The 26,156-nt window shown below is 60.0% G+C and carries 24 protein-coding genes and 2 pseudogenes; 8 read left to right on the plus strand and 18 right to left on the minus strand.

Annotated features, from left to right (window positions below; genetic code table 11):
- Positions 1-322 precede the first annotated feature (322 nt).
- From AC0L7P_RS18885 to AC0L7P_RS18895, 3 genes are read left to right on the plus strand one after another with little or no spacing between them, the layout of a single operon-like run.
- Positions 323-763, plus strand: coding sequence for a putative pterin-binding protein (locus AC0L7P_RS18885; RefSeq protein ID WP_473435785.1), 441 nt, complete (start codon positions 323-325; stop codon positions 761-763).
- Entirely contained in the window at positions 760-3,333 is a 2,574-nt protein-coding gene (locus AC0L7P_RS18890) for a response regulator (RefSeq protein WP_473435700.1), read from the plus strand. The genes AC0L7P_RS18885 and AC0L7P_RS18890 overlap by 4 nt, the downstream gene beginning before the upstream one ends.
- A gap of 37 nt (positions 3,334-3,370) precedes the next feature.
- Positions 3,371-3,583, plus strand: a complete 213-nt coding sequence (locus AC0L7P_RS18895) for a helix-turn-helix transcriptional regulator (protein ID WP_473435786.1) — start codon at positions 3,371-3,373, stop codon at positions 3,581-3,583.
- A 44-nt stretch (positions 3,584-3,627) separates the two neighbouring features.
- Here the strand turns inward: AC0L7P_RS18895 and AC0L7P_RS18900 are convergent, their stop codons facing one another.
- From AC0L7P_RS18900 to AC0L7P_RS18955, 12 genes are all read right to left on the minus strand, one after another.
- Complete coding sequence (locus AC0L7P_RS18900) at positions 3,628-5,124, minus strand: MATE family efflux transporter (RefSeq protein WP_473435701.1); 1,497 nt, start codon at positions 5,122-5,124, stop codon at positions 3,628-3,630.
- Between the two features lie 267 nt (positions 5,125-5,391).
- The gene (locus AC0L7P_RS18905; protein ID WP_473435702.1) at positions 5,392-6,315 is read right to left on the minus strand and encodes an NAD-binding protein; all 924 of its coding nucleotides are present in this window, start codon (positions 6,313-6,315) and stop codon (positions 5,392-5,394) included.
- Positions 6,297-6,623 carry a hypothetical protein gene (locus AC0L7P_RS18910; protein WP_473435703.1) on the minus strand — a complete coding sequence of 109 codons (327 nt, stop codon included), beginning with the start codon at positions 6,621-6,623 and terminating at the stop codon, positions 6,297-6,299. The genes AC0L7P_RS18905 and AC0L7P_RS18910 overlap by 19 nt, the downstream gene beginning before the upstream one ends.
- A gap of 65 nt (positions 6,624-6,688) precedes the next feature.
- A complete protein-coding gene (gene cyoD, locus AC0L7P_RS18915) occupies positions 6,689-6,994 on the minus strand; it encodes a cytochrome o ubiquinol oxidase subunit IV (RefSeq protein ID WP_473435704.1) in 306 nt (101 codons plus the stop codon).
- Positions 6,991-7,620 carry a cytochrome c oxidase subunit 3 gene (locus AC0L7P_RS18920; protein WP_473435705.1) on the minus strand — a complete coding sequence of 210 codons (630 nt, stop codon included), beginning with the start codon at positions 7,618-7,620 and terminating at the stop codon, positions 6,991-6,993. Before AC0L7P_RS18920 ends, cyoD begins: the two co-directional genes overlap by 4 nt.
- Positions 7,617-9,725: a cbb3-type cytochrome c oxidase subunit I gene (locus AC0L7P_RS18925; protein WP_473435706.1), complete on the minus strand. Its 2,109-nt coding sequence runs from the start codon at positions 9,723-9,725 to the stop codon at positions 7,617-7,619. Before AC0L7P_RS18925 ends, AC0L7P_RS18920 begins: the two co-directional genes overlap by 4 nt.
- A complete protein-coding gene (locus AC0L7P_RS18930) occupies positions 9,722-10,705 on the minus strand; it encodes a cytochrome ubiquinol oxidase subunit II (protein ID WP_473435707.1) in 984 nt (327 codons plus the stop codon). Before AC0L7P_RS18930 ends, AC0L7P_RS18925 begins: the two co-directional genes overlap by 4 nt.
- Positions 10,705-11,457 carry a mechanosensitive ion channel family protein gene (locus AC0L7P_RS18935; protein ID WP_473435708.1) on the minus strand — a complete coding sequence of 251 codons (753 nt, stop codon included), beginning with the start codon at positions 11,455-11,457 and terminating at the stop codon, positions 10,705-10,707. The genes AC0L7P_RS18930 and AC0L7P_RS18935 overlap by 1 nt, the downstream gene beginning before the upstream one ends.
- The gene (locus tag AC0L7P_RS18940; protein WP_473435709.1) at positions 11,426-12,805 is read right to left on the minus strand and encodes a patatin-like phospholipase family protein; all 1,380 of its coding nucleotides are present in this window, start codon (positions 12,803-12,805) and stop codon (positions 11,426-11,428) included. Before AC0L7P_RS18940 ends, AC0L7P_RS18935 begins: the two co-directional genes overlap by 32 nt.
- A 3-nt stretch (positions 12,806-12,808) precedes the next feature.
- Entirely contained in the window at positions 12,809-12,943 is a 135-nt protein-coding gene (locus AC0L7P_RS18945) for a hypothetical protein (protein ID WP_473435710.1), read from the minus strand.
- Between the two features lie 41 nt (positions 12,944-12,984).
- Positions 12,985-14,553, minus strand: coding sequence for a phosphatidylglycerol lysyltransferase domain-containing protein (locus AC0L7P_RS18950; protein ID WP_473435711.1), 1,569 nt, complete (start codon positions 14,551-14,553; stop codon positions 12,985-12,987).
- A 41-nt stretch (positions 14,554-14,594) separates the two neighbouring features.
- Positions 14,595-16,127, minus strand: coding sequence for an HdeD family acid-resistance protein (locus AC0L7P_RS18955; RefSeq protein WP_473435712.1), 1,533 nt, complete (start codon positions 16,125-16,127; stop codon positions 14,595-14,597).
- Between the two features lie 169 nt (positions 16,128-16,296).
- On the opposite strand from AC0L7P_RS18955, the pseudogene AC0L7P_RS18960 reads away from it, so the two are divergent.
- From AC0L7P_RS18960 to corA, 4 genes and pseudogenes are all read left to right on the plus strand, one after another.
- Positions 16,297-16,973 (plus strand): annotated as a pseudogene (locus AC0L7P_RS18960) (response regulator).
- The gene (locus tag AC0L7P_RS18965) at positions 16,960-18,348 is read left to right on the plus strand and encodes a sensor histidine kinase (protein ID WP_473435713.1); all 1,389 of its coding nucleotides are present in this window, start codon (positions 16,960-16,962) and stop codon (positions 18,346-18,348) included. Before AC0L7P_RS18960 ends, AC0L7P_RS18965 begins: the two are co-directional and overlap by 14 nt.
- 68 nt (positions 18,349-18,416) lie before the next feature.
- Positions 18,417-19,847 (plus strand): cardiolipin synthase, encoded by a 1,431-nt coding sequence (gene cls / locus AC0L7P_RS18970; RefSeq protein WP_473435714.1) that lies wholly within the window; start codon positions 18,417-18,419, stop codon positions 19,845-19,847.
- 109 nt (positions 19,848-19,956) lie between these two features.
- A complete protein-coding gene (corA, locus tag AC0L7P_RS18975) occupies positions 19,957-21,090 on the plus strand; it encodes a magnesium/cobalt transporter CorA (protein ID WP_473435715.1) in 1,134 nt (377 codons plus the stop codon).
- Between the two features lie 52 nt (positions 21,091-21,142).
- On the opposite strand, the gene AC0L7P_RS18980 is transcribed toward corA, so the two are convergent.
- Both AC0L7P_RS18980 and AC0L7P_RS18985 read right to left on the minus strand, forming a co-directional pair.
- Positions 21,143-21,370 (minus strand): hypothetical protein, encoded by a 228-nt coding sequence (locus tag AC0L7P_RS18980; protein WP_473435716.1) that lies wholly within the window; start codon positions 21,368-21,370, stop codon positions 21,143-21,145.
- A gap of 207 nt (positions 21,371-21,577) precedes the next feature.
- Positions 21,578-22,279 (minus strand): FadR/GntR family transcriptional regulator, encoded by a 702-nt coding sequence (locus AC0L7P_RS18985; RefSeq protein ID WP_473435403.1) that lies wholly within the window; start codon positions 22,277-22,279, stop codon positions 21,578-21,580.
- Positions 22,280-22,483: 204 nt separating this feature from the next.
- Here AC0L7P_RS18985 and AC0L7P_RS18990 point away from each other — a divergent pair.
- A pseudogene (locus AC0L7P_RS18990) lies at positions 22,484-22,953 on the plus strand (uroporphyrinogen decarboxylase); the annotation flags it as partial.
- Positions 22,954-23,023: 70 nt separating this feature from the next.
- Here the strand turns inward: AC0L7P_RS18990 and AC0L7P_RS18995 are convergent.
- The 4 genes from AC0L7P_RS18995 to AC0L7P_RS19010 all read right to left on the minus strand — a co-directional run bounded on the left by AC0L7P_RS18995 (position 23,024) and on the right by AC0L7P_RS19010 (position 25,865).
- The gene (locus AC0L7P_RS18995; protein WP_473435717.1) at positions 23,024-23,449 is read right to left on the minus strand and encodes a hypothetical protein; all 426 of its coding nucleotides are present in this window, start codon (positions 23,447-23,449) and stop codon (positions 23,024-23,026) included.
- Positions 23,449-23,829 (minus strand): helix-turn-helix domain-containing protein, encoded by a 381-nt coding sequence (locus tag AC0L7P_RS19000; protein WP_473435718.1) that lies wholly within the window; start codon positions 23,827-23,829, stop codon positions 23,449-23,451. The genes AC0L7P_RS18995 and AC0L7P_RS19000 overlap by 1 nt, the downstream gene beginning before the upstream one ends.
- A 138-nt stretch (positions 23,830-23,967) precedes the next feature.
- Positions 23,968-24,963 (minus strand): phage protease, encoded by a 996-nt coding sequence (locus AC0L7P_RS19005; RefSeq protein WP_473435719.1) that lies wholly within the window; start codon positions 24,961-24,963, stop codon positions 23,968-23,970.
- A gap of 5 nt (positions 24,964-24,968) precedes the next feature.
- Entirely contained in the window at positions 24,969-25,865 is an 897-nt protein-coding gene (locus AC0L7P_RS19010) for a Mu-like prophage major head subunit gpT family protein (protein ID WP_473435720.1), read from the minus strand.
- Positions 25,866-26,156: the final 291 nt, after the last annotated feature.

Genomic DNA, 26,156 nt, shown 5'->3' on the forward strand with positions numbered 1-26,156 from the left:
ATTTCGATGCCGGCCGGAACCGGCCTGTGTCGCGCAGGCGGCACAGGATCTGATCTGCGGATTGTCTCTCCTTGATGCCGGCAGTCTCAACCTTGGTGTGGGAACCGATGCGGCTTTCATGACCTGCTGGCGTGGATTTTGCGATTCAGCGGCATGTTTGCACAACCCGCCCTGCCGCCGCCCCGTTCGTTCAGAGGGGGCGGGCAGATTTTTCCTGACATAGAGTGTTTGCACAAATGCGCGGGTGCTGGTGAACTGGCCGTGGGCTAACAGCAGGAGGATAAACATGCTGATGCAGGCGCATCTTGTGGCGGGCGGTCTGATGCTGATCGGGGCGGTGGCCATGGCGGGGCCAACAGATGTCATGCTGGACGTGACAGGCCAGATCGCGGACGGGCCTGTTACGCTGGATCGCGCCGCGCTGGAATCGCTGCCCGCTGTCACGATCGAAACCACAACTGTCGTCACCGATGGCGTTCATGCCTTCACCGGTTTTCTGATGCGTGACCTGCTGGAACGTGTGGGCGCGCAGGGGGATCAGGTTACGGCGGCGGCCCTGAATGATTATATGGTCGATATTCCCGTCACCGATTTTTACGATTATGATGTGATTGTGGCGTATGCCATGGATGGCAATGCCCTGCCACGCGACGACAAGGGGCCACTGTGGATCGTCTATCCCCGTGACGACCACGAAGAATTGCAGGACATCCGCTTTGATTATCGCTGGGTCTGGCAGCTTTATCGCCTCGATGTGCGATGACGCGCCTGCACGCCCCCCGCCTGTGGCTGATCCTGCCGCTGGTCACCGTCCTTGTCTTTGCGGCGCTGCTGTTGTTTTCGTTCTACCGGATGTTCGAAGTTCAGAACGCGATGCGCGTCGATGCGGAACACAACATGCTCTGGGTGCTGCACCAGAGCGAGGTCGCCGCCCTGCGCCTGTCCGAGACAGCGGTGCGCGCCGACCGCGGCGAGGTGGGGTTGGACGAGCTTGCCCTGCGGCGCGATATCCTGAGCAGCCGGATTGCCCTGCTCAACGATGGGCCGCAGCGCCGCTTTGTTGAAAAGGCCGGCTATGGCGATGAATTGGTCCAGTTGACCGAAATCCTGGCCACGCAGATCGTGCCGATGATCGACAATTTCACACCGGGCAAGGGGGCGCAGTTGCGCACGGCCCTGGCGCCCTTCCCGGCGTTTTTGGGGCGGGCGGCAAACACCGCGATGATCGCAGAGTGGGACGAGTTGGGCGGGCGGTTGGAAGCGTACCGCGATCAGTTGCGCCAGAACATCCTGTCGCTGATCGGGATCATGGTCGCGGGCGGTATCCTGACGATCACCCTTGTCATGTCCCTGCGGGAATCGCGTGGGCGTAATCACATGTTGCGGCGCGAACGGGATTTTTCCGGTCTGCTGATTTCATCCAGCGAAGAAGGCATTCTTGCGGTGGACAACGACGCGCGGTGTTCCTTGTGGAACGAAGCGATGACCGCGATGATCGGCCCGGCGGCGGAACATGCTGTGGGCCGGCCCTTGGCCGAGGTGGCCGGGTTCTTTGACGTGGCACCTGTGCGGGACGGCATCGTGCGCGCCCTTGCCGGAGAAACCTCGCGGTTGACCTTTCAACCCCTGTTTTCCAACGGGTGCGACAGGCCGCTCTATGTTGATCTGCGGTTCTTTCCCATGCGCAATGATGGTGCCATCCTTGGGGCGATCCTGTTCATCCACGACGCATCCGACCGGCACGCGGCCCTGCAAAAAGACGCGCAGGACCGCGACCGCCTGGAAGATCTGGTGGCCGAACGCACCCGCGATCTGGACAGCGCGCTGCGGCGCGAAAAATCGGCGGCGGATCTTTATCGCAACTTTGCCGCCATGGTGTCGCATCAGTTCAGAACGCCGCTGGCTGTGGCGGATTCGGCCCTGCAACGGCTGGTCCGGCGTGGCCCACGGGCCGAGGTGGCCGAGGTGGCCGAGCGGGCCGGGCGCGCCCGCAGTGCCATCGCGGGCCTGACCCGGCTGGTCGACAGCACGCTTGACGCGGCGCGGCTGGATGCAGGCCAGATCGGCGCGCGCCGGGAAAAATGCGACCTGAACGAATTGGTCGGGACAATGTGCAGCCGCTGGCGCGATGCGGCACCGTCCCGCCGGATCGAGGCCCGGCAAGCGGGCCCCGGACAAGCCACCGTGTTTTGCGACCCGGCCCATGTGGAACAGGCGCTGGCGAACCTGCTGTCCAATGCCGATAAATACGCCCCCCGACAGCACCGTTTCCGTGACCCTGCACGGGGAAGGCAAAAGCGTTTTTTGCGATGTCCACAATACCGGCGCCGCCATTCCCCCGGAAGACGGGGAACGGATATTCGAACGCAATCATCGCGGCGCGAACAGCGTGGGAATTGCGGGCACCGGTATCGGGTTATTCATGACGCGCGCCCTTGCCAGGATGCAGGGGGGCGATGTCATTCTGGTGCCGGATTGCGAAGGGGTGACGTTTCGCATGACGCTGCCACGGTTCAGGGAAACACAGACATGACCCAGCCTGTCATCCCGCCACTGATTTTGGTTGTCGAGGACGAAAACGCCCTGCGATGTGATATTGTTGAGGAATTGCAGGAGGCCGGCTATCGCACCATTGCGGCTAAGGACGGTCAGGCGGCGCTGGAGTGTCTGGCCGACAGCGCGCCTGACCTGTTGCTGTGCGATATCACCATGCCCGGGCTGGACGGCTATGAGGTTCTGCGGAAACTACGCAGGGATCACCCCGAACTGGGCGCCACCCCTTTCGTTTTTCTGACCGCGCTGTCCGACCCCCGCGAGATCGTCGAGGGAAAGCTTCAGGGTGCCGACGATTATCTGGTCAAACCCGTGGATTATGATCTGATGCTGGCAACCGTCGCGGCGCGTTTGCGCCAGGTGGATCGCATCCGGGGCCGCCACAACGCCGAAATGACAACATTGCGCCACGCATTGGGTGGATTGTCGGGCGGTGGGGCCAAAGCGGCGCTTGACCTTATTTCGCTGGGGATTGTCTTGCTGGATGGACGGGGCAGGCCGGTTCATATCAACCGCGCAGCCCGCGAAATGGGCGCCGACCCGGATTTCATTCACACCGGGCCGGACATGATCAGATCGCCCGACCCACTGTCAGACCGCGAGCCTGCAACACGCCCTGTCGGCAACGCTGGACACCGCAAAAGCCGGGGGCGACAAGGTGATCGGCGTGATGCTGCACCGCCAGCAGGGCGCCGGGTCGATCCCGGCGCTGGTTTGCTCGCTTGCGCCGGGCCGGGATGCCGGGCCGGATCAGTCGCATGTTGCGATATTTCTGTCTGACCCGGATCATCGGAAATACGTTTCGGAAACGCTGTTGATGGATCTGTTCGGCCTGACCCCGACCGAGGCGCGGGTGGCGGGCGCATTGGCGCGCAGCACCCGCGCGACCGATGTTGCGGCCGAGCTGGGCGTGTCGCAGACCACGATTGCATTCCACATGCGCAACCTGTTTCAGAAAACCGGCACAAACCGGCAGGCCGATCTGATTGCCCTGATCCTTGCAGGGCCGATGATGATACAGTCGGACTAGACCGAAAACCGGTGCATCATGTCAGGAATGCACCGGGGGTCAGATCACCGGCGGTTTGCCGGCGCCGCCCATGTGGCGGCAGGCGCAAGATCACTGCCCGACACACAGGTGCCCGCCTGGGCGCGATAGATTTCGGTTTTCTGTGCTGCCTCGCTCTCGGCCATCATCTTGCCCTTGCGCCAGGTTCCGCGCAGATAGAGCGCCAGCGCCATCAACGCCGTCGCGACCATCCCCGCCGGAAACGAAAGCCAGAGCGCGTCGGACCCCAGCACGGGATATAGCCCGAACGCAAAGCCAAGCCGGATCGGGTACATGGAAATAACCATCACGATCAGCGGCCCGATCACATAACCATTCGCGCGCATCGTGCCGAAAAGCACCTGAGCGATACCGAAAAAGACATAGCCCCAGGTTGCCAGCAATTGTATCTGGCGTCCGATCGGGATGGCGTCGCTGCCCGCCCCCAGAAACAGCCCAAGGGCCGCCTTGTCAAAGATCGTCAGCACGACAACAAGGGTGCCGGTCAACAGGATGTTAAAGATCAGCCCCCATTTGGTGATCCCTGACACCCGGTCCCATTGACCGGCGCCGATGTTCTGGGCGGCCATCGCGCTTGCCGCTGCGCTGAGCGCCATCGCCGGCATCTGAACATAGGTCCATAATTGCTGGGTCGCGCCATAGGCTGCGGTGGTCTGAACGCCTTCGCGGTTGATAAGCGACAGCATGGTCAGCGCCGCCGAAGATATGACGATCATCTGCAGCCCCATGGGCAGGCCCTTGGCGATCATCGCGCCAAGGATTGTCCGGTCCGCCACCAGATAACGCAGTTCCGGCCCGCGCAGCGCCAGAACCGAACGGCGCAGATACAGGGTGACGCCCATCCCGATCAGCGCCACGGAGTTGGCGATTGCCGTCGAAAGGGCCGATCCGAATATGCCCAACTGGGGCAGGGGGCCAATGCCAAGGATCAGCGCGGGGTTGAGGCACAGATCAATCAACGCCGACAGCCCCATGAACCACAGGGGCGTCAGGGAATCGCCTGTGCCGCGCAGGGCCATCATGGACAGGGTAAACGTCAACGTGGCGGGCATCGCGACGAAAATCACCCGCAGATAGGTCAGCGCGAGCGTTTCCGCAGCCGATGGTGTTCCCAGCAATGACAGCAATTCAGGCGCGAAAATCCAGCCCCCCGCCGCGATCAGAACGCTGAATGGTATGATGCTGCCCAATGCGGTGCCCATGACCCGCTTTGCCATGATCGTGTCGTGCCGCCCGGTTGCCTGGCCGATCAGGATCGTCGCCGCCATGCCGAACCCGAAGACAAACGAGATCAGCATGAACATCACGATGTTGCCGTTGGTCGTCGCCGCCAGGGCATCCTCGCCCAGAAAGCGCCCGACCCAAACGGCGTTGATCGACCCGTTCAGCGATTGCAGCACCGAAGAGCCAAGCGTCGGCAAGGCGAACAGCGCCATCGTCGCCGGAATGGCACCCACTGTCAGATCGCGCTGGCCGCCTTTTGCACTGTTGGGTTTACTCATTCATTTACCTTTCCGGCGCTGTCTGGCCGATGGTCGTCTATACCTCATTGGGCCCGGATTGCCCGATCAATCCTTGTTGCGGGGGTAACAGCCGCCTGGCGTCGAGCGGAACGGCACCGCAAACCTGTTCCAGCCGTTGATTGACGAAAGGCGGCGAACCCCCTTGGGTCTGCCTTGAAATGAACAAACCGTTGTTCCATTGCCTGCCGTCCTGGTTGATGCAGGTGGTAAAATCGGGGGCCACAGTGCAGCAATATCGCAAATGTTTTAGGCCCCTTCTTGCCCGCCGCTGTCGGGTTTGGGGCGGGGATTTTCACGTAAAACCCGTTTCATTATGAAATCCGACGTCACCGTTTCACCGGAAAGCACCATGGCAAGAAGTTCGCCCCCGATAACCTCGGGTGAAATGGTCATGTCGGGCTGCACAAGTTTTATCCGTTGTTCATGCGCGGAATCATTGATGGCGGCGACGCTTCGCGCCGTGCCGCCCAATTCCCGGAGCGCCAGGATGACAAAGGCGTTTTCCCCATCGGCATCGAGCAAGGCAAGGACGGCCTCTGCGCGTTCGGCGCCTGCCTCCTTGAGCACATCGACATTGCTTGGCTCTCCGATGACAACATCAACCGGGGGCGTTTCTGTGTCGGGCAGGGGTTGCCGGACGATTCTCGTAACCGGCTGGCCGCGCTCTGCCAGCTTGCGCCAGACACTGATTGCAAGAGGCGTGTCCCCAATCACGATGAAATGGTTTTCGCGCTTCATTTTTGCGGGTCTCCTGTAAAGAATGCGATGAACACTGCTGGCAAACAGCGGGCCGACAACCGCCGTAAGGGAGGTTGCGAACGTGACGATTCCCACGATGATCAGCGATGCAACAAAGAGTTTCGTTTCAGGCGTCTGAGGGGTGATATCGCCATATCCGACCGTGCTCATCGTGACGACCGAAAAATAGAACGCGGTGATCAGGTCTGCTATTGGCGGCTTGAAGTCGGATCCAAGGTAAAAACTGCCGAACGTGGCATAGGTCAGCGCCATCAATACCGATGCAAGGGCGAACAATGTTGCCGCGGCAAGGCTGGTGTGATTGAATCTCCGCCTGAAAATGATCAAAAACACGACCGGGAACAGCAGAAACCCTATCGAGATGTGATTCACGCTGCGGGCGAACGCGATATTCACCAGCCCCAACAGCAACAGCGCAACGGCGCCCCCCACGCGATCCGCGACCGAAACAAAAGGCCCGGGGAAATGATCATCAGGCCGCCCCCGATCAGCAAAGGCGGCAACAGCAACGGGTGGGCGGTTATATTGTCGAGCAGCTTTCCTGGCAGATAATTCTGCAACAGCGCGCCAAAATGCGTGTTCAGAACAAGGGCCCCGACGATAAAGATCGCGACGGCCATCGGCAGATGCGGAAACCATTTATCCAGAGCAACCGCATGGGCGATCCTGTTGGCTCTGGTTCTGATTTTCCTGACACGCTCAGGGTTGGATATTGTCATTTTCCCCAATCGCTTTGGTCGGGTTTGTCAGGTCATTGTGGGTCGCCGACAAACGCCGACAGCGCTTACATCCGTGTTGCAAGATTGCCCAGAATCCAGACCGTGCCGATTGCCATCATGACCAGCAACAGAGTCGAGAACAGGATCAGTTGCAAGTCTTCGCGTTTCTGCTTTGACAGGTCGATGTGCAGGAAAAACCGCAGGTGAACGAGGATCTGAACCAAGGCAAAGATGCCGATGATGATGAGGGTCGTTGAATACCCAAAGCCCCCCCAGACAATCATCGCAAAAGGGATAAGCGTCAGCACCAGCGCAAGGCAGAACCCCGTGAGATAGCCGCGCACCTCGTGGCGATAGTCGAGATCTTTCATGTGATCAGCCCCCCGAGATAGACAATGGTGAATATCCCGACCCAGATCAGATCAAGAAAGTGCCAGAACAGCCCCAGCCGCACCAGTCGGGTTTTCACGACGCCGACCATGCCGAAAATCTGCATCTGGATCAGCATGATAATGATCCAGATGCACCCTGCCGCCACATGGACGCCGTGCAGCGGCACAAGGCCGAAGAACGCCGACAGAAACCCGCTGCGCGACGGGACGGCGCCGATGTCGATCATGTGCAGGAAATCACGCATCTCCAGCGTCAGGAACCCCAAGCCCAGCACCAGCGTGACGCAAAGCCACCCCACGACGTGACGACGCGCCTGTTCATGGCGCATGGCAAGCGAGGCCATGCCAAAGGTCAGGCTGCTGACCAGCAGGATCATCGTCTGGGCAAAGACACTGCCCAGATCATATGCCTCTTTTGGTCCCGGCCCGCCTGCCATGCCCACCGGATTGGCCATTGTCGCATAGGTGGCGAACATCAGGCCAAAGATGATGAGATCGCTCATCAGGAATATCCAGAACCCAAAGGCAACGGCTTCGGCCTGATCGTGGGCCACACCGTGATGCGGCCCGAGGTTCAGACCGGGGTGGAGGATCGGATGGTTCATTGCGCGACCTCCACAAGATCGGGGCGTTCAAGCCGGGCGCGGCCCCGGTTTGTATCCTGCGTTTCCGCATCGCGTGTGATCGGCGCTGCGGCACGCACCTTTGCCAGCCATGCCTTGTGGTCCGCGGCCACCTTGGCGGCGGGGATGATATGGGTGGTGTTCATGTTGAATGTCCTTGCGATGAAGGCGACCAAAAGACCGGCGGCAGACAGGATGGCGAGCCACCAGATATAGAAAACCAACGCCATGCCAAGGAAGGTGGCGAGAACGCAGATCACCATTCCGATTGCGGTATTGTTCGGCATCTCGATGTCATCGTATTTTTCCGGCTCGGTATAGGCACGGCCTCTGGCCTTGGCATCGGCAAAATCGTCGCGTTCCTGCACCTGGGGGATCACTGCAAAGTTGTATTCCGGGGGCGGCGACGGGATCGACCATTCCAGTGTGCGCCCGTTCCACGGATCGCCAACCGGCACGGCCAGCGCCGCGCGGTTGCGGATGCTGACCCGAAGCTGGATCAGGATGGAAAACACCGCGCTTACCAGCAACGCCGCCCCGAACAGGGCCAGCCACATCATCGGTTGATAGGATGGATCGGTATAATTGGCGGTGCGGCGCGCCATCCCCATGAACCCGACGACATAAAGCGGCAGGAAGGCAAAGGAGAACCCGAATATCCAAAGCAGGGCAACAACGCGCCCCCAACCTTCGTGCAATCGGAACCCGAACGCCTTGGGAAACCAATAGTGATAGCCGGAAAGCAGCCCGAAAACGACGCCCGGGATGATGACATTGTGAAAATGCGCCACCAGAAACAGGGTGTTGTGAACCTGATAGGTGATCGTCGGATTGGCCAGGATCACCCCGGTCAACCCGCCGATGACGAACAGATAAAAGAACCCCAGCGCATATATCATCGGCACTGTCATGCGAATGCGCCCGCGAAACAATGTCGCCATCCAGTCATAAACCTTTACGCCGGTGGGCACCGCGATGCACATCGACGCGATGCCAAAGGCAATGTTCACATTCGCGCTTTGCCCCATGGTAAAGAAATGGTGCAGCCAGACGCAAAAACTGAGGATCGCGATCGCCATCGTCGCATAGACAAGCGACGTATAACCATACAGTCGCTTGCCTGAAAAAGTGGCGATGGTTTCGGAAAAGACGCCATAGGCCGGGATCACCAGCAGATAAACTTCGGGGTGGCCAAACAGCCAGAACAGGTTGACGAAATTCATCATGTTGCCACCAAGATCATTGGTGAAAAAGTGAAAATCCATATACCGGTCAGCGGCCAGCATCAGCGCCGCGACCGTCAAAGGCGGCAGCGCGAAAATCATGATGATCGACGTGCAGATCACCGTCCAGCAGAACAGCGGCATCTTGAACAGGGTCATCCCCGGCGCCCGTTCCTTATAGATGGTGACGGCAAAGTTGATGCCCGACAGGGTGGTGCCGATCCCGGAAAACACGATGGTCCAGATCCAGTAATCCGGCCCCGGCCCGGGCTGAAAATCAATTCCGGTATAGGGTGGATAGGCGGCCCATGTTCCGGTTGAAAACTGCCCGAACAGCAGGCTGAGCATCAACAAGACGGCGCCCGTCGTCGTCAGTCCCAGCGATATCTGGTTCATCACCGGAAAGGACATGTCGCGCGCGCCGATCTGCAACGGCATGACATAATTGATGATCCCCGCCACCAGCGGCATCGCCACGAAAAAGATCATGATCGTGCCGTGGGTGGTGAACAATTCGGCGAAATGTTCGGGTGTCAGAAAACCGCCACCCAGACCAAAGGCCTGTTGCGTGCGCATGACGCCCGCCTCAAGCACGCCGCGCGTCAGCATCACCAGGGCCAGCACGATATACATGATTCCGATGCGTTTGTGATCCGTGCTGGTCAGCCAGTTTTGCCACAGCGCCCGCCAGGCCCCCAGCCATGTGATGAACGCGACCGCGCCGATCGCCCCGAGAATAACGATGATGGCGGCACCGGCGGCGATGAATTCGCTGGTCGAGGGGTTCTGAAACGCTGGCAGGATCGCCAGAGATGATATGTCCAGACGGCCAAAAAGCCAGCCGGTTGTTTGATCGCCGGTCATTGGCTTGCTCCTGTCTGGGGGGATGGCGGGACATATCCCACGGCGCCGGGTTGTTGATCGGGTGTCACGGGGGTGCCTTGCATATAGCGGTGCATGACGCTCTCAAAGAGATCGGGCGCAGCTTGATTGAAATAGATCACGTCCTCTGGCATCCGGTCGGAACCGAACGTCTCATGCGCCTGTTGCCCGGTGGAGGCCGCCGCAAGGCGCCCATAGGTTTCGCTGTCCAATGCGATGCCGTCTGATTTCACTTTGGTTACCCAGGCCGCGAAATCCTCGGGTGACATCGCCAGGGTGTCGAATTTCTGCTCGGTAAACCCTGTGCCGGTGAACTGCACGTTCTCGCCTTCGAAACGGCCTGTCTCATCTGCCAGAACATGCAGTTTCGTCTGCATGCCGGCCATGACGTAAATCTGCCCCGCCAGCGCCGGAATGAGGAACGATTGCATCACCGTGTCGGACGTCAGATCAAGCGCCACCGACGTGTCCGTCGGGATCGCCAGCTCATTCATCGTGGCGATGCCAAGGTCGGGATAGATGAACAGCCATTTCCAATCCAGCCCGATCACCTGCACATTCAGGGGCGGCTGATCCGAGGCAATCGGTTTGTAGGGGTCCAGCGCGTGGGTGCTTTTGAAAAGCTGCACTGACAGCACGGCGATGATAATGAACGGCACACCCCACATCACCACGTCCAGAATGCCCGAGAATTCCCAGTCGGGGGTATAGCGCGCCTTGCGGTTCTTATAGCGGTATCGCCACAGCAGCACCGGCACCAACAGAAACACCGGCAGAATCGCGATCATGGTCCAGGCCACGACCTCGATCAGATGCGCGCGCTGCGCCGCCGCCACCGGCCCGCCGGGCACGAGAAAGCTGCTGCGTTCGTCGCTGCATGCGGACAGCAGGACAAGGGACAGGCCCCAAGCCGCCGCTTGCCAGTGACGGATCGCTGATGGTCTGATTTCGCAAAATGGCATTATTGGTCTTCCCCGTTTCGCAACTCGGTGGCGGCTGTTGTCGATTGATCTTTCAGAACGACATTCTGATAGGCATAGGGAATTTCGATCCCATGTGCATCGAAGGATTTCTTGATCGATTCAAGCAGATCGTATTTCGCCCCGACCGCCGTGCCTGCATCCTTGCACCAGCCGGTCAGCGAAAAATCAATGCTTGAACTGTTCAGATGGACCAAGGGACAGGCCACGACCTCTTCGATGTCGGGATGGTGCTGTGCCAGATCCATGACAATGCGACGGGCCGCGTCGATATCGGCCCCATAGCCGATCGAAAAGGGAACAACCGTCATGACCCGGGGGCTTGTTTTCGTATGATTGATCGTGATGGCGGTTGCGATCGTGGAATTCGACATCACGACCCGCCGGTTGTCGTAGGTGCGCAACACCGTATAGCCAAGGGAAACCGCTTCGACGGTTCCGGTTTCAACCCCGGCGGGAACGGCAACTTCGAGCCGGTCGCCAAGCCGGAAAGGTTTGTAAAGCACCAGGCTCAGCCCTGCGATAAGATTGGCCAATGTCGATTGTGCGGCAAGCCCGATTACGACCGATGCGATGGATACACTGGCCAGCAGCGCGGTACCAAGCCGGTCAAGGGCCGGAACAATGTGCGCATAAAGCATCGCAACAAACACCCAGATAAAGACCTGCCCGACCTGCGAAATGAACGTGGCGGCCAGACGATCAAGGCGGCCATCCTTGTCGTGCGCAATCATCAGCCGGATCGCGCGCCGCAGGATCGTGGACAGGATAAGGCCGACAATAACAAAGACAGCCGCAAGGAGCAGGGCGCCCGTCATGCTGTTGGCGTTGAACAGCGCCCAGTAATGCCCAAAGGTCTGTTTCAGGTCTGCCATCATTCGCCCTCAAGCAAATCGATGCCGACAGGCGGGCCCGCCTCCCATTGTCCGGCACGTCCCTTTGCCTGCCCAAGCGCAAACGCAGAGTGCATATAGGCCGGATCAAAGGAATCCGTCGATCCGCGGGAATTGTGCGGTCGATGAATGCCACGCGAAAGCTTGCGCGGTTCTGGCGGGCGAAGTCGGCCAATTGTGCAACACTGCGCGCGGCGCTGGATTTTTCCAGAGATTCCAGCGCCCGTTCGGCAATTCGGATGGATTGCTGGGGCACCACGTCAAAGCTGGGGGCGAGTTCGGCGTTGACGATGGCAAAGATGTCTGGCTTCAGGCCTTCGATGTCCGCACGGTCGTAAAACGCGTCGGGAAACAGATACATCTGCCGGATTGCGCCACCATCGGCATGCAATTCGTCGAACCTGATCCCGTTGCCGGTGACCGGAATACGGACCGGCGGAAATATTGCCGGGATGCTTGCCGACGCTTCCAGCACATCACCGATCACGCGGACCTTGTCAGGCTGGTCTGACGCGGCGATTTTGCCGATATCCCAGACCACGCTGCGCTGTGCATCAAGGTTGGTGGTGACGATCAACAGCCGCGCGCCCGAGCGGTGCCGCGCTGCGATCCGGTCGATCAAACCGGTGGTGATATGTGCGTCGATCAGCGCGCGCAGCGGTTTTGCCGAAATGGCCCCCTGACCCAGAACACCCGCCAAAAGCGACCGGCTCTGGTTAAGTTTGACGACTGACGCACCGGTGAACAAACCGGCAAGCTCTTTATCGGCCTGCGCCCCCACAAAGGCAAAGGGCGCAACCAATGCCCCGGCGCTGACGCCGGTGACAAGATCGAACTGCGGGCGGTCTCCGCGGATCGTCCAGCCGGTCAGAACACCCGCCCCGAAGGCGCCGCCCGCACCGCCCGAAGACAGGGCCAGCCAGCTTGACCGCCCGTCAGGCCCTTTGCCGGCTGGCATGAAATGTTCACGCTCTTTGTCAAGCTGTGCAGCGGGCATGTCAGCGTAAAACCTGATGGCGTGATATCCGGGGACCATCGCCGCCATTTGATCGGCAAGGGTGTAGGGCGTGCGCGAAGGGGTGGCGCAACTGGCCAAAAACGCCAGAAGAAACGGGAGCATCCCGTTGCGACCCGCCGCCGCGGCTGCGGTTGGAATGGCCTTTTCCGGTGGGGTGCCGTTATTGCGCATCGCTTAGTTCCTGTGGCCTGCCCGGGTCAGGGCGCGGGCGGGATATGCCAAAGTGAACCCGACGCCGGCCACGCCCGGGCGCATCCCGGAAAGGCCGGGCCGCGTGTGGAACGTGTGGGGTTTGAAACGGGCGCTCATTGCGGTCTCCTACTTCATTATTCCGCGCAATCCGCCAGAGATCAGAATATTGATCTCATAGAGGATTTGCGGGGCCGCCAGACCCCGGGGCAGGCCAGATAGTTCGGCGACCATTCAGACCCGAATTTTTCCTTGAAGGCGCGCAGACCTTCGAAATTGTAGAAATGTTCGCCATGCTCATAGACGAATCCGCCGATGCGGTTCCAGATCGGGGCAAGCTGCCTGTTCTCGATCCCCGAGAACGGCGCCGCCCCCAGCGAAAACCACTGGTATCCCTCGGCTGCGCCCCACATCATGAGATTTGCCAAAAGGGCATCCATGGCAAAGCCGGGCCCTCCGGGGCGATAACGCATGAGATCCAGGGCCAGTTCGTGCAGATTCGCGCCCTTGAAAAGATTGGCGAAGGCTGTGATCTGCCCCTCGGCGTTCCGCAAGACGGCAACGTCAAAATTTGCGACATAACTTTCACTGAAGGCCCCAAGCGCAAAGCCTTTCTCCTCTCCCTGTTTGCCGTCCAGCCAGGCATCCGAAATGGCGCGCAGGTCGGGCATTATCGGGGCCAGTGCTGCTGCCGGGATCACCTCGAAGGTGAATCCATCGCGTATTGCACGGTTGCGGGCCTGCCGCAGATCTTTTCGGGCCGACCCGTCCAGAGTGAAACCGCGCAGATCGACGCGCGCCACTTCGCCAATCTTGAGGATCGACAGGCCAAGATCCAGAAAGGTGGGCAGATACGCAGGCGACACCGCGTAAAAGGCACAGCGTTTGCCCTGTCTGTCGGCCATCTCGCGCAATTGCCAGATGAGGTTCTGGCCCGCGATGGGGTTGCCCACCGGGCCGCCCTTGGCGATCAGGGACCGGCCGGTATCGGCATAGGCGATAAAGGCGCTTTCGTCCTCTGAGATCAGAAACGCCTTGTCGCCCATCAGGGCGATGCCCGCCTCGGTATTCTCGCTGGCGGCGACCAACCTGCGCACCGTGTCCGGTACAGGCTCTGGTCGAATGCGGACTTTTCTGCCAGTCATCAGCGAATTGAACGCGATCACCGCCAGCACGATCGCGCCGGCAAGGCTTGCCCGCAGAAAACGTGATGCGTCGCCGTGCCAGGTGAAATCCCACCACAGCGCGTTGCGATAGGGCACGTGGGAATGGGCGAAAAGCCCGATCCAGAATATTGCGGCCACCAGGGTAAGAATGCTGACCAGCCACGCCGCGTTAAGGCGGAATACTGAAATATTTTCCGCACGATAGAACGCCGGACGGAACAGGCCGAGTATGGCCAGAGTTGCCAGCATCGACAGGGATTCGGCCCAGTCCAGCCCCTTGAGCAGCGAGGCAATCAACCCGATTGCGATCAGCGCCATCGCGATCAGCCATGCGCGATAAAGCTTGCGATAAAGCCCCCGCGCCACAACGACAAGCAGCAACCCGGCGAGGCTGCCTGCAAGATGCGAGGCTTCGATGAAGGGCAGGGGCAGTATTTCGCGCAGCACACCAAGGCGCGTTCCATCGGCGGGCAGGTTGCCCGATACCAGCAGGACCACCCCGGCCAGCAGCGCAACCCCCGCCGCAACAGGGGGCACCAGCGGCCCAAGCGCACGCAAAACCACGCGCGCGCCACCCGTCAATTCACGCCGCCGCGCCAGCCCGATTATGGCGCCCAGCCCCCCGCCGCGACAAGGAACGGCAAAATCGTATAGACCAGCCGATACAGCAACAGCGCCGCCAATACGTCAGGCCGCCCGGATGCGCCGAGCCCCGCAATGATCGTTGCCTCGAACACGCCGAGGCCGCCGGGCGCGTGGCTCAGGATTCCCAGACCGATCGCAGCGAAATACACCGTAAAGAAAAAGGGCAGGCTTGTGACCACATCGCCGGGCATCAGGACATAAAGCGTCAGGGCCGCGCCGGTAAGATCCAACAGGCCGGCACCTGCCAAAGCAGCGCCCGTTTTGGCATCCGGCAAGAAAATGCCAAACCCGCCGGCCTTCAAACGACGCTGACCTGTCGCCAACCAGATGAGATAGGCCGCCAATGCAATCAGCAGTGCAATACCGATTGCTGTCTCGGCGGTTGGCGAAATAGGCAAAACCGCGCTTAATCCATCGGGGTGCAGCGCCAGCAAACCACCAAACACCAGCACCAGACCAGCCAGAAAGCCGCTCCAGGAAACCGCGATAACCCCGGCGACCAGCGCCAGATCAAGGCCGAATGACGAATAGACGCGGTAACGAACCGCGGTGCCCGTCAGATAGGACACACCCAGCAGACCGGACACCGCATAGCCCGCTGCCCCGGCGAGGGCTGCAATGCGTAGTGGCACCTTGTTCGGCGCGACCGATCGGACCGCCAACGCATCATAGAGCGAAATCCCGACGAAACTCAGCGCAGTGAAACCAACCGCCTTCAGCAATGAAACCGGCGACGCGGACGCAAGATCGGATTTCACATCGCGCCATTTCACATGGCTTGCCAGCTTGTGCAGAACGATGATCGCGATCACTGCGATAACCAGTGGCACCGCGATCTTGATTGCCGGATGTTCGATAATCCGCAGCAGTCTGCTTTGGATGGGAGAGGTGTTGGTATTGTTCCCGGCGGCAGGGATTGCGGCGTTGACCATATCAGGCGGTTTCTTTCGCTTTTTTCCAAACATAAGCAGCGAAATCCCGGTCGAGAGGAAATTCACACCCAACAGCAGGCCCAGCGTCCAGATCGCCGTTTCAGGCCAGCCAAACAGGATGATAACACCGACGATCAGCGAACACATGCCACTGAATATCATCCAACCCCAGGTGCGATAGTGCCGGCTTATCCGCAAGCCGAGCAGGATCGACACGATACCTTCCAAAAGGAACACCACCATCATGACGATTGTCAAGGTTGCGATCCCGACGCCCGGAAACAACAGAAACACCACGCCCAACAGCAAGGCAGCGCCGAATGCAGCCGCCCCATAGCGCCATTCCTTGGCGGCGCGCATTTCCCAGGCGAACCAAAGGCCCACCGCGCCCCAAAGCGCAAGCATCCAGGCCATCAACAGTTCACCCGCCAGCGTGGCCCAGGCGGGCAGGACAATGGCAAGAACGCCGATTGCGATAAATACGATGCCGATGAGGGCAAGCCGATTGGAGAATTCAGGCTTGCGCTCCGCGCTTTTGGGCGCGTGTTCCTGCGTGTTCATCTAAGGTTCTCCGATAAGGGCCGGTTCGCACACCCGGCGTGTGACTTTGTTCTAGCCCGCGGATCAGCCGTGAAATTCACCGCAACCTTACATCCGTGCAAGGTTCGCGGTTATACTGGCTGAAACCTGCGTCATTGCGTATCCTCTGTGCGAACATACGGAGACGCCGATGAAAATCCTGCTGGCTGAAGATGATGAAAAGATGGCCGAATATCTGACCGCCGGGCTTACCGAAATTGGCCATAGTGTCGATCACGTAACCGACGGGCGCGATGCTCTGAGCTATTGCCTGTACAATACGTGCGACATGGCCATTCTGGATCGCATGATGCCGGGGATGGATGGCCTTTCGGTGGTCAAGGCGCTGCGCGCCGCGAAACAGGATCTGCCGGTGCTGTTTCTCACGGCGATGGGGCAGGTTGATGACCGGGTCGAAGGGCTGTCGGCGGGGGGGATGACTATCTGACCAAACCGTTTCATTTTTCCGAGCTGCTTGCCCGGATCGTGTCGATCACCCGGCGAAACCACGACACCCCCGAGTCCCACGCCCTTGATGTCCACGACCTGCATCTTGACCTGTTGTCCCGTAATGCAACCCGGCAGGGCAAGCTGATCGAGCTGCACGCCAAGGAGTTCGCGTTGCTGGAGGTGTTGATGCGCAATGCCGGGCGGGTGGTGACGCGCACGATGTTGCTGGAACGGGTCTGGAATTTCAACTTTGAACCCAACACCACCGTTGTCGAAACCCACATGAGCCGCCTGCGCGCCAAAATCGACAAGCCGTTCGATACCGCCCTGATCCACACGATCCGCAACACCGGGTATTCGATGCATGGACCGCGGTAACGTCCTTTCGGGCGCAGCATTTTCGGCGGTTCTGCTGTCGGCGATTGCATTCGTCATGGTTCTGATATCCGTCGGCATGGTGACCCACAGCTATGTGGAGCGCGGCATCCGGGCGGAATTGCGCGAGGGCATCCAGGCGCGATGGGGCCTGATCGCAAACGAGTACCGGGGCGAGGGCGGCGAACCCGTGATCGCGTTGATACGCAGTGCCACGATTTTTACGAAACTGGGAGAGCGCGCAATCGGGTTCTTTGGGGCGGACGGCGCTCCGATTGCCGGGAATATCGGTTCGCGGCCGGCCGCGAACAATTGGCACGAGGGGCCGCTGGACATCGCCAGTTCCGCAGCACACATTCAGACTGGGCGGCAGGCCGTCGATTATCTTTATTTCAGCGCCGCCCTGGGCGATTTTACGCTGGTCGTCGGACAGCGAATGGACCGTCTGATTGTGGTTGACCGGGCCATGTTTCGCACGTTGGCCCTGTCCGGTTTCGTCGTTGTTCTGCTGATGCTGGGAAGCGGCTATTTCCTCAGCCGCAAAAGCCTGCACAAACTGGAGCAAATGGATGCGACGTTGGTGCGGGTGGCCGAAGGTGACATGACGGCACGAATGGCGGTGTCGCCGGGCAACGATCAGATCGACCGGATCGCGCGGCGGATGAATACCCAGCTTGACACGTTGTCCCGGCTGATGGTTTCGACCCGCGCCACCGCCGCCGCCGTGGCCCATGATCTGAAATCGCCGCTTGGCCGTGCCTATCTTGGGCTTGGGCGCGCGCTTGACCGGATTGATGCCGGACAGAGCCCCCGTGCCGAGGTCGAAGACACGCAGGCCGAACTGGAAAGGATGACGGGGATTTTTGGTGGGTATCTGCGGCTCTCGCAGATCGAAAGCGGCGCGGCTGGCGCAGCCTTTGCAGAGGTCGACCTTGCCTCATTGCTGGACGATCTGGTCGACACCTATCAGATGGTGGCCGAAGACGCCGGACAGACCCTTGTTTGGGAATGGTCGCAGGAAAGCCGTTTCAACATCATCGGTGACGCCGAGATGTTGCAACAACTGATCGTCAATCTGCTTCAGAATGCCGTGTCCCATGGCGCCGCGGGCAACCGGATATGGGTATCGCTGGATCATCACAATGGCAGTGTCCGCCTGATTGTCGCGGATACCGGGCCCGGCATTCCCGAGTCGGCGCGCGACGCGGTGTTCGAACCGTTCCACCGGCTCGATGCCAGTCGAACCACCGCAGGCACCGGGCTGGGCCTTGCTCTTGTCCGGGCCATCGCTGAACGGCACGACGCGCGCATCACCCTGTCAGACAACGCCCCGGGCCTGCGCGTCGAGGTCGCATTCGGATCGCCCGGTGACGTGTGACATCAAAAATGGCATCTGCCAGGGTTGCATGGCGCGCGCCACGCCTGAATTTTCAATGAGGAGAACAGATGACCATCCTGTTAGCTGTCCATGTCCTTCTGGTGCTGGGGTTCACACTGCGAATTCTGGTGCGGGACGATCTCACGCCGCCGGCAAGGCTCGCGTGGTTCGTGGTGCTGACCGTGCTGCCATATGTCGGGATGGGAATTTACTATCTGTTTGGTGAAAACGATCTCGGCAAGGCGGCGGACAGACGACACGACCAGATATTTGATGAAATAGCTACAACAGCGCGGGGTTTCATGGGCGATCCATCCGCGACCCCGCACCTGATCGACGCAACCTATCGCCCCGCGTTCCGCTATGCCGCGTCAATCAACGGGTTTCACCCGGTGGACGGAAATGCAGCCGAACTGATGGCAGACAGCGACACGACACGCGCGCGGATGATCGCGGACATCGATGCGGCGAAAAACCATGTTCATGTGCTTTATTACATCTGGCTTGACGATACGATGGGCAGGGCCCTGGCCGAAGCGTTGATCCGCGCGGCGGGCAGGGGGGTGACGTGCCGGGCAATGGCGGACGGGCTGGGATCGCGCCCGCTGATCCATTCCGACCTGTGGAAGCGCATGAACGAGGCGGGTGTTCATCTTGCCGTTGCCCTGCCGTTTCGCCACATCCTGCGCACGATCCTGACCAGCCGTCTTGATTTGCGCAACCACCGCAAAATCACGGTGATCGATGCGCGCATCACCTATTGCGGCAGCCGCAATTCGGCCGACCCGGAATTCCTGCCCAAGAAAAAATATGGGCCCTGGGTCGATATCATGCTGCGCATCCGTGGGCCGGTCGTCGCGCAGAACCAGTTGCTGTTTGCCAGTGACTGGATGCAGGCAACCGGCGAACCCCTGGCGGGAATCGCGCTTGGGGCCGACCCTGTCGAGGGCGGCTTTCCGGCACAGGTCATGGGGGTTGGCCCCACCGAACGGCGCGGCGCAACGCCCCAATTGTTTGCGGCGCTGATCGGCAGTGCGCGCGATGATCTGACCATTTCCACACCCTATTTCGTGCCCGATGCGTCTGTCCTGGATGCGCTCTGTGCTGCCGCCTGGCGCGGGGTTACCGTGACGCTGATCCTGCCTGCGGTGAATGATAGCTGGATCGTCGCCGCCGCCAGCCGCAGTTACTATCGCCGTCTGCTTGATGCGGGGTGTATCATCCATGAATTCAACGGCGGCCTTTTACATGCCAAAACCCTGACAATCGACGAAACGGTCAGCCTGATCGGGTCGTCAAACCTGGACCTGCGCAGTTTTGATCTGAACTATGAAAACAATCTTCTGGTGCATGACGCGGCCACCACCAAGGCGATATATGCGCGTCAGCAAGACTATATCAGCCGGTCTGGCGCGGTTGTTCTGAAAGAGGTTCTGGCCTGGCCCTGGTACAGGCGGATCTGGAACAACGTTTTCGCCACGATCGGTCCCGTCCTGTAACCGTGGCGTTGCGCCGTGCGGGTTTGGCCCCTTGATGATTGGATGGTGTCCCAAGGCGCAAAATGCTAGCGTTTGGCACATACGGTGACATTTCTGAAAACGGTGGCTTGTGTCAAATCCTGCAAAGAACCGACAAGTAATCGCCCATCTGCGGGCATTGGGGCGAAAGCGGAAATTCGCGCGCCAACAGATCGGCGTGGCGCCCGGCACGATCCATGACACGCCTGGCGCCTGCGAAACGAAAATCCAGGGCTGGTCTCTTGGTGACGCGGGCGTGGGGCCGCGCGATATCGCGGATATCGGGCAGGTCGAATCCCTGAAAAATGGCGCCACTGACGGGGCCGGCATATGGATCGACATTCGCGGGCTTGCCGATACAGACTTGATCGCGGCGATAGGGCGTCTTTTCAACCTGCATCCGCTGGTGATCGAGGATGTCGTCAACGTCGCGCAGCGCCCCAAGGCCGAAATCCACGACGACGATTATATTGTCGTCGTGATGCGCGAACCCTGCGGCGGCCCGCCATTCGACTCGGAACAGATTGCCATCGTGATCGGCCCTCACTTTGTGCTGACCTTTCAGGAACGGCCCGGCGATATCTTCGCCCCGGTGCGCAAACGGATCGCCGAAGGGTCGAAACAACTGCGCGCCATGGGGCCTGTCTATCTTGGGTATGCGTTGATTGATGCGGTGGTTGACGGCTATTTTCCAATCCTCGAAGCTTATGGGGACTTGACCGAAACTCTGGAGGAAACAGTCATCGAACAGCCCGATCCGGGGCATATTACGGATATCCACCTGCTCAAGCGCGACCTGCTTGAGATGCGGCGCGCCGTCTGGTCACAGCGCGAGGCGATCGCGACATTGCAGCGCAGTGACACCGCACTGATCCCCGAGCCGCTGAAAATCTATCTGCGTGACTGCTCGGACCACAGTTTTCAGATTCTCGATATGGTCGAGGTTTACCGTGACATCGCGCAGGGGTTGGTTGATCTGCACCTCTCGTCGGTGTCGAACCGGATGAACGAGATCATGAAGCTTTTGACCATGATCGCCACCATCTTTATCCCGATGACGTTTATCGCGGGGCTGTACGGCATGAATTTTGTCACGACATCGCCCTACAACCTGCCCGAACTCAACTGGCGGTTCGGATATTTTTATGCGCTGGGTCTGATGCTTGTCTGTGCGGGGGTCATGCTGGTGTATTTCTGGCGCAAGGGCTGGATCGGCAAACGATAGCACGGGATTGAGGTGAAACGACAACGCCGCCTTCATGTGCCGTTCCCCGCAATTACCCCGTACGCTGTTCGTCGGCGATCCAGAACCACGCATCTTGCAGTTGCCCGACAGTGAACAGTTTCGACTTACCGGGGAAAAGCGGCATGAACATCCGCGCGGTGTTGCTGATCCAGACTTCGACGGCGGGGATCAGGACAGTGTTATAGTCGTCATCCGTGATCGTGCCGACGGCCTTTACCGCAAGGACATTGTCCGGTGTGCTTTGAATGCGCCCCAACATTTGATGGCGCCATTGTTTTGCCTGTGTGCGGGGCTGGCCGCTATGGTTGGGCCGGGCAATCGTCCATTTCTGAACTCTGGGATCGCGGGGAATGTTCAGGGGTATCACAATGGGCACAAGTTGAGCGGTGTGGGGGGTGAGGATGGGGTTTATGGTATTGAGGGGTATTTGCAGAAGCGCACCGTTTATCAGAGATACTGATGCGCCTCAGATGTCGCCGAAGGTTTCGCTGACGTGTTTCCACGCCTTGTCGAGATGGCGGCGCATGGCGGTTTCGGCGGCATCTGGATCGCGCATGAGGATGGCGTCGAAAATGTCCAGATGGGCCTGATAATTGTCGCGGTTGCGGTCCTGCAACCGCGGCATCTGCGACCATTGCGGCGCAAGCCAGGTGGTATAGGCCTTGTGGAGCGCCACAAGAACGGGGTTGCCGGTGATCTGATACAGCACCGAATGAAACGCCGTGTCGGTCTGATAAAACAGATCGCTGTCATCAATGGCCGCGCCGTTGATTTCCAGCGCCTGTTTCAGCGCGGCGATATCATCCTTTGTCCCATTGGCCGCCGCCTGCCGGGCCAGCGAGGTTTCCAGCAGAACGCGGGTGTCGAACAGGTTTTTCACCCCGCCCTGCTGGCCCAGAAGATGGGTGACGATGCTGCTTACCGCATCGACCGCCGTATCAAACCCCGGCGTGCGCACGACAGGGCGGTGGCGCGGCAGGGCCTCGACCAGCCCGCGCGACGACAAGAGGCGCACCGCCTCGCGCACCACGGTGCGGCTGATGCCGAATTCCTCCATCAGATCCCGTTCCGGCGGCAGGGGGGTGCCGTCTGCCAGAATGCCGGCGTGAATCCGGCTTTCGATGGTCGTGACCACGAGATCCGCCGCCCGGCCTTTGCGATCCTGCATGTCCACCTGCCCCTCCTTCATACCGCTGACGGGAATCATCCATCCTGCATACACTGAAACCCCCGGGGAATGCGATTTGAGAGCATCATCTTTACTTTGGTACGACTAAATACAGGAATATACGATTCAACTTTGGAATATACGCATATAAACCTTTCGGAGCGCCCATTATGGGCGTACAAAAGACGCAACAGGGGAACTTTCATGGCGCAAAACCACACCACAACCGACCGACACCGGATCGCGGATATCACGGTTCAACTGTTTCATGTCCCCCTGGCCGAAGTCCTGTCCGATGCCAAACACGGCGATCATACGCATTTCGAACTGATCACGGCAACCATCCGGCTTGCCGACGGAACCGAAGGCACCGGATACACCTATACCGGTGGCAAGGGCGGGCGGGCCATTGCCGCGATGATCGACCATGACCTTGCGCCGTTCCTGATCGGACAGGACGCAACCGCGGTCGAGGCCCTTTACGACGCAATGCAGTGGCATGTGCATTATGTGGCGCGCGGCGGGGTCGCATCCTTTGCGATTTCGGCGGTGGATATCGCCCTGTGGGATATTCGCGGCAAACAAACGGGAAAACCCTTGTGGGACATGGCGGGCGGCACGGCGGACCGCTGCCGCGCCTATGCGGGGGGATCGACCTGAACTTTCCGCTGCCTGTGTGTGTTCACATGCTCTGAACAGTAGTTTCACAAGGTTTGATACCGGACTAAGCCGGTAGTCCTGTGACTATCCGGGACCGCTCGGTGATCCTGATTTTTGCCACCACGCATGGATTGCGCTTTTGCCGACGCGGCGGTCGGGCGGGAAGTGGGCGCGCACGTCGTTGGCGATCTCGTGGAATGTCAGCCTGTCGAGCCGTGCGGTAACGAAGGCGCGCAATTCCGGGTCGGCGTCCAGCTTTGCCATTTTGCCGGGGCGATGATTGCGGCGGTGTTCGGTGGGCGGAACGGTGGGTTCGGGCAGGGTCTTTAAGCCTTCGTTAAACGCCCCTTCCATGGCCAGTTCAAGATCGGCAAGTGCACAGGCCTGTGCGGCGAGAACACCGGATGTCAATGCCTTCGCCTGCGCAAGCTCTGACCGCGCATCCCGAAGCGCCTTGTGCCAATCGCTGCGCGGCACGTTCCGGTCACATTCTCTGTCAATATCATCCATTATCTATTCTCGATCACATGGCGGGGCGGGCGTGGGGTGTTGGTGCCTTTGATCCACCGGCGGACGCTCACATCGCTGGTGCGCAGGCGGCGGGCAATACCGGCGGTGGTTTCGCCCTCGGCATAGAGGCAGAGCGCCAGCCAGCGCGATGCCAGCGGAACGCGATAGATTTTCAGGCCGCACCGGGCCTGCAACGCGGTTTCCCTTTCGGCCCCGATCACGCGGGATACCATGCCGTCACCGCGCGGCGTGGCGGACAGCGCCACTTCGGACCCGCCGAATTCCAGCAGGAACCGGATCGCAAGGGGATAGCCCAGAACGTCAACAAATGGGTCAACCTGGGCCGGGGGCAGGGGATAGTTCGGATCATCTTGCGGCATGTCGGGTTGGGCCTTGTCGGTCGGGGGGAACACCCCGGCTGGGCAGAGGAAACCGCCAGCCGGAGTGTTGTGCGTTCCGCAGAGGGGGATTGCGGAACGTGCAGCAAGCCGGGCCATGTCGCCCCCGGCCTGCCGATCTCAACTTGAAAGCGAACCGGGTTTCAGGCCCAGTTGTGCGCAGATCGCCGTTTCCTCAACGGACGATGCCCGCCCGTGATTTTGCGTGTGGGGCGGCTGTGCGCGCAAGCCTGATGGTTTTGTCAAATGGCCGAACATGGGAACAGACGTGGCAATGAAATTGTCAAAAGCGGCCTCATTGGACTGGCAAAGTGCGGTCGCCCATTCGCGCATGGGCGTGGTCAGATAGCCTTGCGCGAAGGCATCATTCACCTTTTGCGCAGCGCGCCCTTCGGACATGGTGGCGGCTTGCTGGCCCAAAAACACGGGGCTGGCCCGCATCAACTCGTGCATGACTTCCATGGGGACAAATTTGGCAGGATCGGGCGTGTCAGGGCTGGCCATCATCTTTTCAATGGCACCGATCAGGGTTTCGACATCGGTGTCCGCAGGCAGTTTCAGAGCGGCGATCAGCCGCTGCATGAATGCCGGGTCGCCCGGCGTGGCCGGGGCTTTGGGGTTGTCGCCCGAGGGCACGGGCGCTTTCAAAATGGTGTCGTTCAAGGTGTCCTCCTGCCGCGCCAAGGCGGTCAGCTCAAGGTTTGGATGGTGAACAAGGCCCGCGCCTTTCAGGCGGGTGATCACGTTGCCCGCTTTCAGATAGTTGAACGCGGGCGAGAGATAGCGGTAAGCCTTCGCGCCAATCAGTTCGCGGGCGGTTGCAGTCCATTCAACGCGCCCCCACAGGCCTCGTGCATCTACCCGCAGTTCCTTGATCCAGCCCGCCGCAGGAACCGGCCCCGATGCCGCAGACGGCGCGGTTTCACTCTGGTGTTCATAGTCCACCGGAAGGTCAACGCGGCGGGCCTCGAAATCGCCCTTGAGCGATTCGGCATCGGCCAGGTCAAAAACCCGCCCGTCACGCCCGGTCATCTTGCCCAGCGGAAACAGATGCACCCATTCCGGCGCACCCGTATCAAAGGCTTGTTCACACAGCGCTCTGGCGATCAGGCTCATGGGGATCAGGCCGACAGGAAAGGCGTGACGATCAGTTCGGCGGTGTCCTTCCATTCGTTCGTTTCACCACCAGCGCCCAGTTCGGAATTCAGCAGCTTGAGCGCAGCACTTTCCAGCGCGGGCGGAACAACCATCGTCATCGGGTTGATGCCCAGCAGACGCCCACCATCGCTGTGAAAACTCATCATCGCCGCCCGCGCGGCGGCATAATTCGTGGCGTTGAGCGTTGCCTTGCTGGCGAAGGCCAGTTGCCACAACCCGAACCCGGCATTCACCCGCGCGTCCACACCATAGAGATAGCGGTTGTCCATGAACACGTTGTCGTCGTTCTTGTTGGTTTTGGCGACGAAATTGTATTCCTCGCGCTCTTGCCAGATGATCGGGCGCACGCTGCGCGATGTGTCCAGCAGATACCAGGCCGGACCGGACCCGGCTTGCATGTTGCTGATACTGACCGACGCGCCGGTATAATCGGTCAGCGGGTGGTCGGTGTCGAAGAAGTTCTGCCCATCGAAACATTCCGTGTCGAACCCCGCCGCCAACAGGCCGAAAATCAATTCCTCGGGGTGTTGCCGTGCGACATGGCCCATTTCGGAAAAGGCCGGTTTGAACACGCCAAGGCGATCATCCATGAAATCGTTGCGATGCACCGCCACGGTGCTTTCAAACTGGCGGTTCTTGATGGTGAAGCCGTGCGCCAGCAAATTGTTGATATGGCGCGGGCCGATCCATTCCCGCAATTGCGGGAACTGGCCAAGCCAGCCATAGGTTTCGTCGCGGCTGACACTGGGAACGCGCATGGCGATCTTGTCCCAGTGGACCGGCGCTTTCAGATAAGCGTCGGTATAGACCGTCTGAAATCCGCGAAAGGCCAATTCAAGTGTCTGGTCGTTAACGATCATGGGGGCGTTGTCCTGTTTCCTCGCGCGCGATGCGTTCACGCGACATTTGAAACAGGCCTACCAACCCGCAATGGTGTGCGGCACCCGCAACGGTGTGCGGGGAACTCAAGGTCAAAATGTCCGGTGCAGAGTATGGGTGGTGGGGCCTCGCAACCCGGTTACCCGGAAACCCCACATAGCGCGCCGATCTACAGATCGTGCTACGGCCGCGAGAATTTCACCGTGTCACACCCACGGCAATTTATAGCGTTCTGGCTGGAATGTGACAAGTCTCGCGACTTTTCGACGGTG

It is taken from the genome of Oceaniglobus sp. K40-3, assembly GCF_055808395.1.